The sequence below is a fragment of the Methylobacterium sp. Leaf113 genome (genome assembly GCF_001423325.1).
Lineage (GTDB): Bacteria > Pseudomonadota > Alphaproteobacteria > Rhizobiales > Beijerinckiaceae > Methylobacterium.
Window position 1 is genome coordinate 346,381 of record NZ_LMNJ01000012.1, and the last position, 15,581, is coordinate 361,961.

General features: G+C 63.7%; 12 protein-coding genes. 3 read left to right on the plus strand and 9 right to left on the minus strand.

Going from position 1 to position 15,581, the window contains the following annotated elements; genetic code table 11:
- Window positions 1-116: 116 nt before the first annotated feature.
- The 4 genes from ASF60_RS10760 to ASF60_RS10775 all read right to left on the minus strand — a co-directional run bounded on the left by ASF60_RS10760 (window position 117) and on the right by ASF60_RS10775 (window position 3,482).
- Window positions 117-1,109 carry a beta-ketoacyl-ACP synthase III gene (locus tag ASF60_RS10760; RefSeq protein ID WP_056184211.1) on the minus strand — a complete coding sequence of 331 codons (993 nt, stop codon included), beginning with the start codon at window positions 1,107-1,109 and terminating at the stop codon, window positions 117-119.
- Window positions 1,110-1,137: 28 nt separating this feature from the next.
- A complete protein-coding gene (plsX, locus tag ASF60_RS10765; protein ID WP_056184213.1) occupies window positions 1,138-2,172 on the minus strand; it encodes a phosphate acyltransferase PlsX in 1,035 nt (344 codons plus the stop codon).
- Between the two features lie 201 nt (window positions 2,173-2,373).
- Window positions 2,374-2,883 carry a YceD family protein gene (locus ASF60_RS10770; protein WP_056184215.1) on the minus strand — a complete coding sequence of 170 codons (510 nt, stop codon included), beginning with the start codon at window positions 2,881-2,883 and terminating at the stop codon, window positions 2,374-2,376.
- Window positions 2,880-3,482 (minus strand): ubiquinol-cytochrome C chaperone family protein, encoded by a 603-nt coding sequence (locus ASF60_RS10775; protein ID WP_056184217.1) that lies wholly within the window; start codon window positions 3,480-3,482, stop codon window positions 2,880-2,882. The genes ASF60_RS10770 and ASF60_RS10775 overlap by 4 nt, the downstream gene beginning before the upstream one ends.
- A 203-nt stretch (window positions 3,483-3,685) precedes the next feature.
- Between ASF60_RS10775 and ASF60_RS10780 the strand changes: the two genes are divergently transcribed.
- Both ASF60_RS10780 and ASF60_RS10785 read left to right on the plus strand, forming a co-directional pair.
- A complete protein-coding gene (locus ASF60_RS10780; protein WP_056184219.1) occupies window positions 3,686-4,183 on the plus strand; it encodes an outer membrane protein assembly factor BamE in 498 nt (165 codons plus the stop codon).
- 149 nt (window positions 4,184-4,332) lie between these two features.
- Window positions 4,333-6,786, plus strand: a complete 2,454-nt coding sequence (locus ASF60_RS10785) for a PAS domain-containing protein (protein WP_056184221.1) — start codon at window positions 4,333-4,335, stop codon at window positions 6,784-6,786.
- A gap of 112 nt (window positions 6,787-6,898) precedes the next feature.
- Here ASF60_RS10785 and ASF60_RS10790 read toward each other — a convergent pair whose 3' ends face one another.
- From ASF60_RS10790 to ASF60_RS10800, 3 genes are all read right to left on the minus strand, one after another.
- Window positions 6,899-7,573 (minus strand): HAD-IA family hydrolase, encoded by a 675-nt coding sequence (locus tag ASF60_RS10790; RefSeq protein WP_156633986.1) that lies wholly within the window; start codon window positions 7,571-7,573, stop codon window positions 6,899-6,901.
- Window positions 7,570-9,381 (minus strand): PAS domain S-box protein, encoded by a 1,812-nt coding sequence (locus ASF60_RS10795; RefSeq protein WP_244478388.1) that lies wholly within the window; start codon window positions 9,379-9,381, stop codon window positions 7,570-7,572. The genes ASF60_RS10790 and ASF60_RS10795 overlap by 4 nt, the downstream gene beginning before the upstream one ends.
- Before the next feature lie 235 nt (window positions 9,382-9,616).
- A complete protein-coding gene (locus ASF60_RS10800; protein ID WP_056184227.1) occupies window positions 9,617-10,708 on the minus strand; it encodes an alkene reductase in 1,092 nt (363 codons plus the stop codon).
- A gap of 238 nt (window positions 10,709-10,946) precedes the next feature.
- Here ASF60_RS10800 and ASF60_RS10805 point away from each other — a divergent pair, with 238 nt between their 5' ends.
- Window positions 10,947-12,029 (plus strand): catalase family protein, encoded by a 1,083-nt coding sequence (locus ASF60_RS10805; protein WP_056184229.1) that lies wholly within the window; start codon window positions 10,947-10,949, stop codon window positions 12,027-12,029.
- Between the two features lie 72 nt (window positions 12,030-12,101).
- Here ASF60_RS10805 and ASF60_RS10810 read toward each other — a convergent pair whose 3' ends face one another.
- Together ASF60_RS10810 and thiL are read right to left on the minus strand one after the other, a co-directional pair.
- Window positions 12,102-14,249, minus strand: a complete 2,148-nt coding sequence (locus tag ASF60_RS10810; RefSeq protein ID WP_056184232.1) for a sodium-translocating pyrophosphatase — start codon at window positions 14,247-14,249, stop codon at window positions 12,102-12,104.
- Window positions 14,250-14,586: 337 nt separating this feature from the next.
- Window positions 14,587-15,576, minus strand: coding sequence for a thiamine-phosphate kinase (gene thiL, locus ASF60_RS10815; RefSeq protein WP_056184234.1), 990 nt, complete (start codon window positions 15,574-15,576; stop codon window positions 14,587-14,589).
- Window positions 15,577-15,581 lie beyond the last annotated feature (5 nt).

The following is a 15,581-nucleotide window of genomic DNA, read 5'->3' on the forward strand; positions in this document are numbered from 1 at the left end:
AAACATTCCCCGAAGCGATTCGTGTTTTCTTAGTATCTCTATGATTGCGCACGCTAATCGGCGTTCAGTCTGGGGTCAACAGTGCGTGAGGCACCCCGTGGCAAGCGGTGACGCGCTTACCAGCGGATCAGGGCTGCGCCCCAGGTGAACCCACCGCCAATCGCCTCGATCATCACGAGGTCGCCGCGCCGGATTCGGCCATCCTTACATGCGACGTCGAGGGCCAATGGAATCGAGGCCGCCGATGTGTTGCCGTGTCGGTCGACCGTGAGCACCACCTTCTCGCGCGCAATCCCAAGTTTATCGGCCGAAGCTTCGATGATCCGTCGATTGGCTTGGTGGGGTACGAACCAGGACAGGTCCTCCGCGGTGGTGCCGGATCCGCGAAAGGCATCGTCGATGACATCCGTGACCGAGCCCACCGCGAACCGGAACACCTCCTTGCCGGTCATGCGCAGGTGGCCCGTGGTACCAGTGGAGCCAGGGCCGCCATCGACGTAGAGCTTGTCCCGGTGTCGGCCATCTGAGCGCAGGCTTGCACTCAGGACGCCACGATCGGCGTTGGTGCCCTCGCCTTCGCGCGCTTCCAAGACGATGGCGCCAGCGCCGTCGCCGAAGAGAACGCAGGTCGTACGATCCTCCCAGTCGAGGATTCGCGAAAACGTTTCGGCCCCGATGACCAGTGCGCGCTTGACGCTTCCGGTGCTCAGGAACTTGTCGGCGGTGGTCACAGCATAGACGAAGCCGGCGCAGACTGCCTGGACGTCGAAAGCGAATCCACCTCTCAGACCGAGTGCCGCCTGAATCTCGGTTGCGGTGGATGGAAAGGTATGATCGGGCGTGGAGGTGGCGCAGATGATGAGATCGATGTCGTTGGCGGTCAGTCCAGCTTGGTCGAGCGCTGCTTGCGCGGCTCGGGTGCCCAAGACGGCTGTCGTTTCCGAGACATCCGCGAGGTAGCGCTGCCGTATTCCCGTGCGCTGCACGATCCATTCGTCGGAGGTATCGACGGTACGGCTAAGTTCCTCGTTGGTGACGCAACGGGCCGGTAGGGCGGAGCCGCAGCCGACCACGACGGACCGCAAGAATTTCCCAGCGGTAACCGTCATGGTTCCGTCCTTTTGTTCGCTGCTCCCGTCATGACGTTGCCGCGGCTGGTGTCAGATCGAGCATATCGCGGATCGTGCGCATCAAGTCGTGCCGAGCCATATCGTGGGCGAGGTCGACGGCCGCCGCGAAGCCGTTCGCGTCCTCGGAGCCGTGGCTCTTGATGACAATGCCCTCGAGCCCGAGGAACACGCCACCATTGGCTCGGCTCGGATTCATCTTTTCCCTTAGGGCTTTGAAAGCTTGGCGGGCGAAGAAGTAGCCGATCTTGGCTGAGAGCGTCCGGCTCATCGCGCTGCGCAGGTAGCTGGCGATCTGCTTGGCAGTCCCTTCCGCGGTCTTCAAAGCGATGTTGCCGGTGAATCCTTCCGTGACGACGACGTCGACCGTGCCCTTGCCGAGATCGTTGCCTTCGACGAATCCATGATAGCTGAGGTTCGGTAGATCGGTCTCGCGCAGGTAGCGGGCGGCTTCTTTGACCGCCTCGTTGCCCTTCATCTCCTCGGTGCCGACATTGAGCAGTCCGACCGTGGGCCGGTCGAGGTCGAACACGATCCGGGCCATGGCCGAGCCCATGACGGCCATTTCGACGAGATGCTCGGCATCGGTGCCGATGGTCGCACCAACGTCGAGGACGACGCTCTCGCCTCGGACCGTCGGCCAGAGACAGGCAATGGCCGGACGCTCGATTCCCGCCAACGTTTTCAAACAAATCTTCGACATCGCCATCAAGGCGCCGGTGTTGCCGGCCGAGACGGCCGCGTCGGCCTCGCCATCCTTCACGGCCTGAATGGCGCGCCACATCGAGGATTTCCCGCGTCCAGAGCGCACCGCCTGGCTTGGCTTCTCGTCCATCGCGATCGCGATCGTCGTGTGGCGGATCTCCACGGCGCCTTTCAGGCGCGGTTCGGCAGCCACCAAGGGTGTGAGGATTGCCTCATCCCCAAACATCAGGAACGTCATCTCGGGATGGCGCTCGCGGGCGATGGCAGCGCCGGGCACCACGGTGGTGGGGCCATGGTCGCCGCCCATGGCGTCGAGCGAGATGCACACTCTCTGGGACATATCGGGTGGCCGGTGGCCTCTGATCGTGGAAACGGAATGCCTCTCTGCGAAGAGACAGCGAGGCGGACGGGCGAGATGGCGGGGTGGTTTCGAAAAACCGGCCCCCTCCCCGGCGCGCCGGAAAATAGCGATTGATGACCGCCGGGCAAACGAAATCTGAGCCTTCGTTCGCATGCCGACCCATCGAGGCGGCTCATGGACTCAGTCTTTGGCGGACTTCAGACCGCGCAGGGCTGCGAGCGGCCCCTCGTCCGCGTCCTCGATATGGGGTTCAAAGGCCACGCCCGGCTTGCGCGGATAAGGATCCAGGCCGAGCGCCAGAAACTCGGCCGTGATCGTTCCGAAATCGATCTTGCCGCCGACGATGGGGTCGGGGATGTCGGCATCCTCCGCATCAGTCCCTTCAAGGCGGTCGGTACCCGTGAACAGCAGGTCTACGGACTCCGAAACCGGGCCTTCGAATGGCTCCAGGGTCACGGTACAGACCTGGGTCACCAGAGCGGCGACGGTTCCACGCACTCGGAAGGCCGACAGCTGCCCACTCGTCTCGAAAGTCCCCACCAGGTCTTGGATGGACGGAATCCCGAAATCCGCTGCAAGAGCCGCGCATTCCTCCGGGCTCGCCGTCACGATCAATCTGCCGTCGCTACGCTTGAGGCGATCGACGCTGACAATGCGTGAAAGTGGCCCGGCTTCTTCGTAACGTGTCATGATGCTGTCCGTGTCGGATCGGCGTTCGACTTCGCGAAGGGCATCGCAAAGGATCGAGGCGGTGGGAACTGTGGGCCGATGCCGATCAGCCCGTCGAGATCGGAGCGCGCCAGAGCGGCATCGCTGGCGAGGACGTAATTCGCCAAACCTGCAGCCGCCGCAGGCGTATCCTGTCCGAGTACGTTGCGGGCCAGGACCGCTTTCAGGCCTTCTGCGTCTCCGGCATCGAGTGCGGTCTCGTAGCTCTCTGCACGCCCATAGAAGGCGGAGCCGAGCTTTTTCATGCGCTTCGGCACGCCAAAATCGCCGATGCCGGATTCACGCAGCGACGAGTCGAGTTGCAGGAAGACCGAGTTGACTAGGTCCTGAGCCACGTCCGCCGCCGGCTCAGGCATATGGTTCAGACGTCGCAGCACCAGGATGACGTGGAGGATCAGGCATTCGAACCGTCCTTCCAGCGAGTCCGGCACGCCGATATCGGTGTACAATTCCGGGCGCCGCGCCGCATCATTGATCCGCCTGTGCAGCATCTCGATCAAACGCTGGCGCGGACTTGGCTGTCCCCAAGCGCGCAAGCGCTGTAGCAGTCCCGCCATCATGCGTATGTCCTCCCGACGGTTGGCTGATGACCGACAGAGACGATCGGCGCATGTGGCTGGGCTTGCCTTGTCAAAACCATAACCCCGCGTTACGGCAGCGGACGGTCAAGGTGCAACCTCCATCGGGATTCTTCAGCTCGGTGCTGAGCCGCCACCGAAGCCGGTAGACGCGTCCAGTTTTTCACTGTCAGCAAGGGTGGCCGATGTCGCGCCGTCTCGTTTCATCGCTCGCTCGCCTCGCCGTCCTCGGCGTGATCGCAACGGGTGTGTCCGGCTGCATCGGCGAGGACATTCGTCACGGCTATCAGATCGATCAAGCGGCCCTGGCTACCGTCAAGCCCGGCATGAGCGCCGAGCAGGTGCTTCAGGCTCTGGGCACACCCTCCACCGTGTCTACCGTCGGCAACAAGTCCTGGTACTACATCAGCCAGAACACGCGCCGCACCGTCCTGTTCCTTGGCGAGCAGGTTGAGGATCAGAAGGTCACAGCGGTTTATTTCAATTCCGCTTTCAAGGTCGAGCGGGTAGCCCTCTACGGCCTTCAGGATGGGCGCGTCTTCGACTTCATTCAGCGTACGACCCCCACCAGCGGGGCCGACCGCGCCTTCATCAGCCAACTCTTCCGAGGCCTGACCAAGTATGAGCCGTTCGGAAGCGGTTCCGGTACGAGCGTGGTTCCCGGCGCCAATCGCGGTCAGTAATCGGACTCGTCCAGCGGCGAGTGCATGACGCGCCTCGCCGTATCGTGAGGCAAACTTCCCAAACGCGGGGAGATTTGCACAATGCGAATGACCTCGGTGCACGATCGGCTCTCCCGGGCTCAGACCCGTGCGGGCAGAGGATATAGAGGATGCCGTTTCGCGAGGCCTTTCTCGTAGAGGGTGGCGAGGCCGGCGCGCTCTTGCGCAATCACGATTGGTTGGCGACCTCGCTTGGGGCGCCAGCCGAATGGCCCCAGGCCCTCAAGACCCTGGTCGGAGTGATGCTCGGCTCGCAGCAGCCGATGCTCATCGTGTGGGGGCCGGACTACATCACCCTCTACAACGACGGTTACGCCGCAATGTGTGGCGCTCGGCATCCCAAAGCCCTCGGCGGTTCATTTCGCGAATTGTGGCACGACATCTGGGATCGCGTGGAGCCGATCCTGTCCCGTGCCTACGCGGGCGAGGCGACGCATATGGATGGCATCGCCTTCATCATGCATCGTAACGGGTATCCGGAAGAGACCTACTTTTCGTTCGGCTATACGCCTGTTCGCGACGAGACCGGACAAGTCGTCGGTATGTTCTGCGCCTGTGCGGAGACCACCGGGCGAGTGCATGCCGAGCGCAAGGCTAGTGCCGAGCGAGAGCGGCTCGAAACACTCTTTGCCCAGGCCCCGAGTTTCATGGCGGTCCTACGCGGGCCCGAGCACCGATTTGAGCTCGCCAACCCTGCTTATCGGCGCCTTGTCGGCGACCGCTCTGTGGTCGGCCGTACGGTCGCCGAGGCGCTTCCGGACGCCGTGGCACAGGGGTATCTCGATCTCCTCGACACTGTCTATCGCACCGGGGAAGCTTTCACGGCGACCGCGTCGAGGATCGCCCTGCAGACCAAAGCGAGCGGCCCGGCGATCGAGTGCTACCTCGACTTTGTCTATCAGCCAATTTTCGATGACGATGGCGTCGTGACCGGGATCTTCGTCGAGGGCGTCGATGTGACCGATCGGGCTCTTGCCGAGATCGCTCTCCGTCGGAACGAAGCGGAACTTCGCAATCTCAATGCTGATCTCGAGCGTCAGGTCATCCTGCGGTCCGACGAGCGCGGTCTGACGTGGCAGGTCAGCCCCGACCTCCTCGGTGTCTTTCATCCTGATGGGTACTTCGAGCGCGTGAACCCAGCGTGGGAGGTGGTCTTAGGATGGACGGATACGGAAATTTCAGGGCGTCCCGTACTCGAACTCATCCATCCGGATGATGTCCTCCGGACCGCCGAAGCCATCCGGAATTTGGCACAGGCAATACCGGTCTTCCGTTTTGAGAATCGGTATCGGACGCGCGACGGAAACTATCGCTGGCTCTCTTGGACGGCCGTCCCGGAGAGGGGGCGATCTTATTGCAGCGCCCGCGATGTTACGGATGAGAAGGCGCGGGAGGCTGCCCTCGATCAGGCCCAGGAGGCTCTCCGCCAAGCACAGAAGATGGAGGCGGTCGGCCAACTCACCGGAGGTGTGGCGCATGACTTCAACAACCTGCTTACCGTGATCAAGTCCTCGACCGACCTCCTGAAGCGGCCTGGCTTGGCTGAGGATCGGCGCCGCCGCTACGTCGACGCAATCTCCGACACGGTGGCGCGGGCCGCCAAGCTCACGGGCCAACTCCTCGCCTTTGCACGCCGGCAGGCGCTGAAGCCGGAAACTTTCAACGTCGGGACCGGAGTGTCGGCCATCAGCGAGATGATCGGGACCCTGACGGGCGCACGCATCGAGATCGTCGTCCAGGTGCCTCAGACCCCCTGTTTCGTAAACGCCGATCCGAGCCAGTTCGACACTGCACTCGTGAACATGGCGGTCAATGCGCGAGATGCCATGGGTGGCCAGGGCCGGCTGACAATCGAGGTCAGCCCAGTTGTCGGGATTCTACCACTGGACATCCGAAAGGGCGCGTTCGTAGCCGTTGCCCTCACGGATACCGGTACCGGGATCGCTCCGGGTGATCTGCATCGAATTTTCGAGCCGTTCTATACGACGAAGGGGGTCGGCCAGGGGACGGGCCTCGGACTTAGCCAAGTGTTCGGGTTCGCGAAACAGTCGGGCGGCGAGGTTGTTGTCCAGAGTCTTCCCGGCCGCGGCGCAACCTTCACGCTCTATCTTCCGCGCGTCTCGAAAGGGGCAGAGATCCCTGCAGTGCTCGAAGAGATCGAGCCTCTGACGGACGGGCACGGCACCTGTGTGCTTGTGGTGGAGGACAATCCGGAAGTTGGAGGGTTCGCGACCCAGACACTGGCGGAACTCGGATACCACACGGTCTGGGCCACCTCGGCCGCGGAAGCGTTGCATCAGCTCGAGAAAATTCCGTTTCGTTTCGAGGTGGTGTTCTCCGACATCGTCATGCACGGCATGAACGGGATCGAACTCGCGAAAGAGATCTCACGACGGCGGCCGGATCTGCCGGTGGTGCTTGCCAGCGGCTATAGCCATATCCTTGCAAAAGAGGGGACGCATGGATTTGAGTTGCTACACAAGCCGTACTCGGTCGAGCAGTTGTCCCGCGTCCTAAGGAAAGCTGTGTCGCGGAGCCGACGTGTGCGAAGCGGCAGAGACTGAAGGACTTTCTGGTTTCGCCTGCTTCGGTTCGTTCGGTTCAGTTATGCGATGCAGAAACTATCCGGTGTTTGCGAAGGCCTGAGAGGAGGCCTTGCCTCCCTGGGACGCGTGGTCAGCGATCCTCCAGTCCGCGAACGGCACGAGCCGGCGTGATTGCGACACAATCTCGAATGCTCGCCGGATTTGAAAAGATATGCGTCGGAGCCAACGCCGCGAGGGCTTCGACCCTTGTATACCCCCAAGAGACGGCTCCGAAGGCGCAGCCGACTTCACCCGCAGCGGACCAATCGCGAATTTCATCGCCGACATACAGTGTGTCGGCGGGAACGACGCCCGCCTCCCGGATCAGCGACCGCAGCCGCTTGGCCTTACCGAAGAGGGAAGCTCCGCAGGCGTAGTGCGTGAAACGCCGAGCATCGGCTGGTCCGAGGACCTGTCTGATGATGGTTTCGCGATTGGAACTTGCGATTCCAAGGCGGAGACCTGCGCGCTCGAGATCGATCAAAAGCTCAGAAATCTCGGGGAAGAGCGAGATTGCGTCGATGTCGCGGGCTGCGAGCCGATGTATGTGCCGGGTAATCAGCGGTAGCTTCCAGCCGGGAATCCCAAGGTGCCGAACGATGCCCCGGGCATCCATTCGCCGCAGGGTCTCGGTCTCATGCTCGGCGATGCGGGCAAACCCGTAGCGGTCGGCCACATCGTTGATGACCTTGGCAAACCAGGGAAAGCTATCGGCAAGGGTCCCGTCGAAATCGAACACAACGAGACGATAGAGGGGCAGGGTCAAGATCCAAGATTACCCACAGGAACCAAGAGCCGCATCACCAGGCCGCTCGGAGCCCAGTCCTGCTGAAGGGTCCCATCGAGCTGTCCCGCCACGCTGCGCTGTGCCAAGACCGTCCCGAAACCTTGTCGGCTCGGCGGTCCCGCGACGGCCGGTCCGCCGCTCTCGGCCCAGGTCAGAGTATAGGCTTCCCCCTCGCGCCGGCCGGACAGGTGGACGCTCCCGGCCTCGGTCGATAAGCCCCCGTACTTCATCGCATTGGTGGCCTGCTCATGCATGACGAGAGCAAGAGCTGTGGCTGCACGCTCGCCCACGGCCACGTCATCGCCGGCAATGGTGATCCGCTCCCGGCCGTCCTGAACATAGGCGGCCATGATCAGCCGCATCAGGCCGAACAGGGTCTGGCCCTCCACCGGAGGCGCACTCGCGGGCGAGTGCGGTCTAACGTATTCGTGCGCCTGAGCGAGGGCGCTGAGGCGCTGCCGGAAGGCCGAAACGAAGGGGCGGGCAGCCGGGTCGGTGCGGGCCGAGAGGCCAGCAAGTCCACCCACCACGGCGAAGATGTTCTTGATCCGGTGCGAAAGCTCTTTGATCAAGAGGTCCTGTGCCTCCTCCGCCCGCTTGCGCTCGCGCAGGTCGCGGGTGACGGTGGCGTATCCGACGAAGCGGCCTTCGTCGTTGCGCAGCGGAAAGATGTTGTAGAGGACCGAGATCCCCTCCCCTGTCACGAAATGACGGAAGGCCAACTCGCCCTCCCACCAGCCCTGCCTCTCGACGGCAGGGAGAACCGTTCCGGTGATCAGCGACTGACTCCCGGGCATGAAGTAGTCCACGATCCGCGTTCCTGCCACGGCCGAGATGTCCGATAGTCCAACGAGCCGGCGCCCTGCCTCGTTGATGTGCTGTACACCGCCATCTCTGTCTGCGATGCCGATGAAGTCCTGCGACTGTTCCACGATGGCGGCGAGCTTGCGCGTTTCAGTCTCGGCTTGCTTCAGGTCCTCAATGTCGGTGCACGTTCCGAACCAGCGCTCGATTCGCCCCTCGGCATCGATCAGCGGCATAGCCCGGCCCAAGGTCCAGCGATGGGTTCCAGAATGGTGGCGCAGGCGGTAGGCGACTTCGTAAGGTTCACCTGTGGCAAGGCTGTGCCGCCACCGGCCGAGGGCTCTCGCTCGATCATCCGCATGGACGATATGGTTCCAGGCGTCGCCGTCGGTTGAGCCGGCGGGTACGCCGGTGAACTCGTACCAGCGATCATTGTAGAAGTCGTGGTAGCCGTCCGGCTGGGTGGTCCACACCATCTGGGGCATCGCGCTCGTCATGACCCGGAACCGACGCTCGCTCGCCTGCAATTCCGCTTCCCGTGCGCTGACTTCGCTGCGCGTCCGTGTCAGTTCGATCAGCGTCGAGGCCTGCCGCGCCAAAGCCTCCAGCATCTCGACCTGCATCGGCGTGATCCCGTCTGGCCGGGCGACTTGGTCGAGGACGCACAGCGTGCCGAGGGGTAATCCCGAAGGCGAGCGGATCACCGCGCCAGCATAGAAGCGAAGCTTCCGCTCTCCGCTGACGAGGGGGTTGTCGCAAGTGCGGGGATCGAGAGCCAGGTCCGGGATCACCAGGAGGGCGTTTGATTCGATCGCATGTGAGCAGATCGACATTTGGCGCGGTGTCTCAGGCAAGTCGAACCCGACCCGGGCCTTGAACCACTGACGCTCCCCCTCGACCAGGCTCACCAGCGAAATGGGCGCGTGGCACACCAGAGCGGCGATACGGGTCAGATCGTCATAGACCGCTTCCTGCCCATTCACAGTCAGATCAAGGCTTTCGAGCTCCGCCAGTCGATCGGACTCGGTCCACCCGGTCGGTGCGACTGAACAGAATTTGGCTGAAGGCAAAAGCAGCTATCCTCGACGGTCGCAACACATAGGATGTCTTCCCTCCGGCGGATAGCGCCAAGGTTGGTATTTCATCCCCAAAAGTACGCACCAGCTCTTGTGCCCAACACTGCAAGAGCTGGTGCGGTGATCAGGGTGACGTGAGGGATCAGGCCGCCTTGGCCGCGTCCCGTTCAGGATAATCGATGTACCCTTCGGGACCCTGGCTGTACCAAGTTTTCGCTTCGTCCTTGTTCAGCGGCGAGCCATCGAAGAGGCGTGCCGGCAGATCCGGGTTGGCGATGAAGGGACGTCCGAAGGCGATGGCATCCGCATGTCCCTCGTCCAGGGCAGCCTGCGCACGGACACCATCGTAATCCGAGTTGAGGATCAGGGGACCGTTAAACGCGGCCTTCATCGTCGGGGCAACCGGCGGATGATTGGCGGTGCCGAAGGTGCCATTCGGGCCGGGCTCGCGCAGTTCGAGGAATGCGATGCCAATCTTCGACAGAGCGGCAGCCGCTGCGCCGAAGAGGGCATCGGGGTTCGAGTCGTCGACACCCTGGATCACGCCGTTGGGAGACAGGCGGACGCCGGTGCGATCCTTGCCGATGGCGTCGGCCACCGTCTGCGTCACCTCGGTCAGCAGGCGGATCCGGTTCTCGACCGATCCACCATAGGCATCGGTCCGAAGATTTGACCCGTCGCGCAGGAATTGGTCGATCAGATAGCCGTTCGCCGCATGAATCTGCACGCCGTCGAACCCAGCCTTGATGGCGTTGCGGGCGGCGCGCTCGTAATCGGCGCGCAGGCGCGGGATCTCGTCGATCGCGAGCGGCCGGGCCTCCCCGTAAGGCTTCTTGCCGTCGTAGGTATGGGCTGCATCCGGGGCCGTGGTGGCCGAGGCCGAAACAGGCTTCTGTCCGCCGAGAAAATCCGGGTGCACGATGCGGCCCATGTGCCAGAGCTGGCAGACGATCTTGCCGCCGGCTTCGTGTACGGCCTGGACGATCGGCTTCCACGCCTCGACCTGCTCGTCAGACCAGATGCCCGGAGCGAAGGGCCAGCCGAGGCCCTCCTGCGAGATGCCGGTTGCCTCCGTGAGAATCAGCCCCGCACTGGCGCGCTGACGGTAATATTCCACCATGATCGGTGTCGGCACGTGCGCGCGGGTGGCGCGTCCGCGGGTGAGTGGCGCCATGAAGACGCGGTTCTTGGCTTCGATCGCGCCGATACGGATCGGGTCGGACAGAGAGGGCATGCGGGAAGCTCACGTTGTTTCAAGGACAAACGGACGACTTGCAGCGTGCGCGGCGGTCGCCGCCGCAACATGTGGATGCTGCGCCGATGATGGCCAGCCACCTGGCCGGCGGGGATGATGCATTTGTGCGGGTGCGCACGCGACGGTGAATGGCGGGACGGCTGCCATGCCGGAACGGTGGGTTGCCGGGCACGGTTTGTCGGTGAAACCTCCCGCGCTCTCACCTTAAGGGCTGCCCATGCCGGTTCCGTCGCCTGTCCGTTACACCCCCGATCTCGAGCGTATTGAGTCGAACGAGACCGACGTCCAGAACGGCATGATCGCCCAATTCGCGAAGATCCAGGGAACGACCCTCAAGGATTACGGGCACGCCGTCCGCGGTGTCCATGCGAAGGCCCATGGATTGCTGACCGGGAGTTTGGAGGTGTTTGCCGATCTTCCCGCGCCTCTGGCCCAGGGGCTGTGTGCGCAACCGGCCGATCACCCGGTGGTCATGCGTTTCTCGACCAATCCGGGCGACATCCTCGATGACAGCATCTCGACACCGCGCGGGTTGGGCCTGAAAATTCTCGGAGTCCCGGGTGAGCGGCTGCCGGACGTGGAGGGTGACACGCAGGACTTCGTCATGGCGAATTCCCCCGCTTTTGTGGCACCGGACGCGGCGACATTTCTGAAAAGTCTCAAGCTGCTGGCTGCTACGACCGACACGCCGCAGATCTTCAAAAAGGCGTTCTCCGCCACACTGCGCGGCGTCGAAACAGTTCTGGAATCAATCGGGACCAAGAGCCCGACAGTGGTCAGCCTCGGCGGTCATCCCGAAACCCATATCCTCGGTGAGACGTTCTTTAGCCAGGTGCCAGTGCGCTGGGGGGACTATGTGGCCAAGGTCTCCGTGGCGCCGGTCTCCCCCGAACTGACGGCGCTGACCAACGCTGCGCTCAACGTGCATGGAAAGCCCGACGGCTTGCGCGAGGCGGTGACGGCCTTCTGCGCCGAGCACGACGCCACTTGGGAATTACGAGTGCAACTCCTCACCAACAGTGAGACGATGCCGGTGGAAGATGCTTCCGTGTCCTGGCCGGAGGCGGAGAGCCCCTACGTTGCGGTGGCTTGCATCCGGATTCCAAGACAGGAGAGTTGGAGTGCTGCCAAGGTGAAGGCTCTCGATGATGGGCTCGCCTTCAATCCCTGGCACGGCCTCGAGGCGCACCGGCCGCTCGGATCGATCATGCGGGCGCGCCGCGCCGTCTATCCAAAATCCGCCGGGTTCCGGGCGGAGCATAACGGCTGTCCGATCCACGAGCCACGGACCCTGCCGTGAATCGGTGAAGGGCATGTTCGGATCACATGCCCTTCACACGGGTTTCACCGGTCCCGTGCCGTCGCCCCGAGGTCAGCTATGCGCCAGTACGGCCAGAAGCAGTAACGCGATGATGTTGGTGATCTTGATCGCTGGGTTCACTGCAGGACCGGCAGTATCCTTGTAGGGATCGCCGACGGTGTCGCCCGTCACGGCCGCCTTGTGGGCTTCCGAGCCCTTGCCGCCGTGATGCCCGTCCTCGATGTACTTCTTGGCATTGTCCCAGGCACCTCCGCCTGACGTCATCGAGACCGCGACGTAGAGCCCGGTGATGATCACGCCGAGAAGCATCGCTCCGACGGTGGCGAAGGCCTGCGACTTTCCTGCGATCGGCTGGATCACGAAGAACAGGACGATCGGCGACAGCACCGGCAGCAATGACGGCAGGATCATCTCCTTGATCGCCGCCCGGGTCAGCATGTCGACGGCACGCCCATAATCCGGCCGGTCGGTGCCTTGCATGATGCCGGGCTTCTCTCGGAATTGCCGGCGAACCTCCTCCACGACGGCGCCGGCTGCGCGACCCACCGCTGTCATCGCCATGCCGCCGAACAGGAATGGGATAAGCCCACCGAGGAGCAGGCCGACCACGACGTAGGGGTTCGAGAGCGAGAAATCGACGCTCACGCCCTGGAAGAAGCGGTACTGCGTCGGACTGGCGTTCGCGATGAAGTAGTTCAGGTCCGAGGTATAGGCGGCGAACAGTACCAACGCACCGAGACCGGCCGAGCCGATGGCGTAGCCCTTGGTCACCGCCTTGGTGGTGTTGCCGACGGCGTCGAGGGCGTCGGTGGACCTGCGCACATCCGGCGGCAGGCCGGCCATCTCGGCGATGCCGCCGGCATTGTCGGTGACCGGACCGAAGGCATCGAGCGCCACGATGAAGCCGGCCAGCGCCAACATGGCGGTGACCGCAATAGCGATGCCGAACAGGCCTGCCAGCGAGTAGGTACTGATGATCCCAGCCACGATCACCAGGGCGGGAAGCGCGGTGGATTCCAGCGAGATCGCGAGACCCTGGATCACGTTCGTGCCGTGGCCCGTGACCGAGGCGTCCGCGATGGACTTCACCGGCCGAAAGTTGGTGCCGGTGTAATACTCCGTGATGACGACGATCAGCGCCGTGATGACGAGGCCGATCACCGCGCAACCCAGAAGGCCACCGGAGGTGAAGGTGATCCCAGCGTTCGTGGTGAAGGCTGTGTTGAAGCCGCCGAACAGGGCGTAGTTGACGCCGGCAATCGCCACGATCGACAGGGCTCCGGCGGTGACCAGCCCTTTGTAGAGCGCGCCCATGATCGATTGATTGGCCCCGAGCCGCACTGCATAGGTGCCGGCGATAGAGGTCAGGATGCAGGCCGAGCCGATGGCGAGCGGGTAGAGCAGCATCGCTTCCAGGACGTTGCGCCCGGCAATATCGGTCTGGCCGGAGAAGAAGATCGCAGCGAGTACCATCGTGGCGACGACCGTCACCGCGTAAGTCTCGAACAGGTCGGCCGCCATGCCTGCGCAGTCGCCGACATTGTCGCCGACATTGTCCGCGATAGTGGCGGGATTGCGCGGATCGTCCTCCGGAATTCCGGCCTCGACCTTGCCGACGAGATCGCCGCCGACATCGGCGCCCTTCGTGAAGATACCCCCGCCAAGGCGCGCGAAGATCGAAATCAGCGAGGCGCCGAAGCCTAGCGCCACCAGAGCGTCGATGACATCACGGCTGGCCGGCGACAGGCCGGCGACGCGGGTGAGATAGCCGTAGTAGAGCGCGACCCCGAGAAGCGCGAGGCCGGCCACGAACATGCCGGTCACTGCCCCCGACTTGAAGGCCACGTCGAGTCCGCCACCGAGCGAGGTCGAGGCCGCCTGTGCGGTGCGGACATTGGCCCTTACAGAGACGTTCATGCCGATGAAGCCGGCGGCCCCCGACAGGATCGCACCGATGAGGAAGCCGACGGCGACCTTGAGACCGAGGAAGTAGGCGAGCGCCACGAACAGTACGAGCCCGACCACGGCGATGGTGGCGTATTGGCGCCGAAGATAGGCTTGCGCACCCTCCGCGATCGCCCCCGCAATCTCCTGCATGCGCTGGGTGCCGGCGTCGCGCTTCATCACGTCATTGATGGTGACGATGCCATAGGCGACGGCGCACAGCCCGCCCAGGATGATAAGCAACAAAGCTGTCATTCGACGGTCCTTGATTGGCGATGCCCGTGCGGGTCGGACGTGGCGTTCCTGGACTTTGGGCCGTACTTTCGGTGCGTGCGCAGCTTTTCAGGCGTGCGATGGTCATCGTTCGCGCGTGCGTCTCGGCCACGCGCGGCGTTTCTGTTTTTGTGCATCTCCTTACAAGGAATGCCTGCTCTGAGTGCCAAAATTTACCGACGCTTGCAAATGCGGCTTAGCTTTTTCATCCGTGAATATTTGTGCACCGCAGCATCAAGCGAGCTTACCGCAAGTTCTTACAAGCTCCCGGCCGTATCATGTGGGTTCAGACCTGGCACCCCGCGAAGCGGCCGGCATCTCAGAAGTGGCTGAAGGAGCCGGTACCGAGAGCGCGTGGCGTGCCATCCGCATCCTGGAAGGCCGGAGGCCCGAAACCGGCTGTGACTGTGCCGATGCAGGCCAGCGCCGTACCGGCTGCGACAGCTTCGGCGAGGCAGGCGTCCAGGTTCTCGGGCGCCACGGCACAAAGGATCTCGTAATCGTCGCCACCGGTCACGATCAGGGGCAGCAGGGCTGGCTCCAGCGCCAGGGCATTAGCGGCGGCAGGGGAGAGCGGGACGCGGCTGAGTTCAATGTCGGCGGAGCGCCCCTCCCCTTTGATCATCTTGGTCAAATCGCCGGCGAGACCGTCTGAGACGTCCATAGCGGCTCGGGCGTGGCGGCGCAGGATCGGAGCCAAGGCGATGCGCGGGCGGGGATGCCAGTAGCGGTCGACGAGGGCATCGCAATCCGCCGCGGCCATCGCCCGAGCCCAGTCCGGGGGACGAGGTCCGCGCAGCAGCAAGCCCAGAGCAGCATCGCCGATGCTCCCGCTGACGCAGATCCGGTCGCCGATCTGCGCAGTCCGGCGCCTGACGATGCCGCCTGTAGGCACCTCGCCAATCGCGGTCACGCCGATCACCGCCGGTCCGGCGGCCCGCACGGTATCACCGCCAAGGAGGTCGAGTCCAAAATCGGCGAGGCCGTCGCCGAGGCCGGCCGCGAAGGCGGCGAGCCATGCTTCGGTCCAGTCATCGGGTAGAGCGAGCGTCAGCAGGATGCCGCGCGGGCGCGCACCTTTGGCGGCGAGATCCGAGACGTTCACGCCGAGCGCCTTGCGGGCGATCGAACCGGGGGGATCGTCCGAGAAGTAGTGGACGCCCGCCACGATGGCGTCGGCTGTGAGAACGAGGTCGCAGCCGGGGCTCGGCGACAGCGTGGCGGCGTCGTCGCGCAGACCATCCGCTCCCGGGCCGGCCAGAGGCGCGAAGTAGCGCGCGATCAGCCCGTCCTCATCGGGCCGGGCCATGCGGG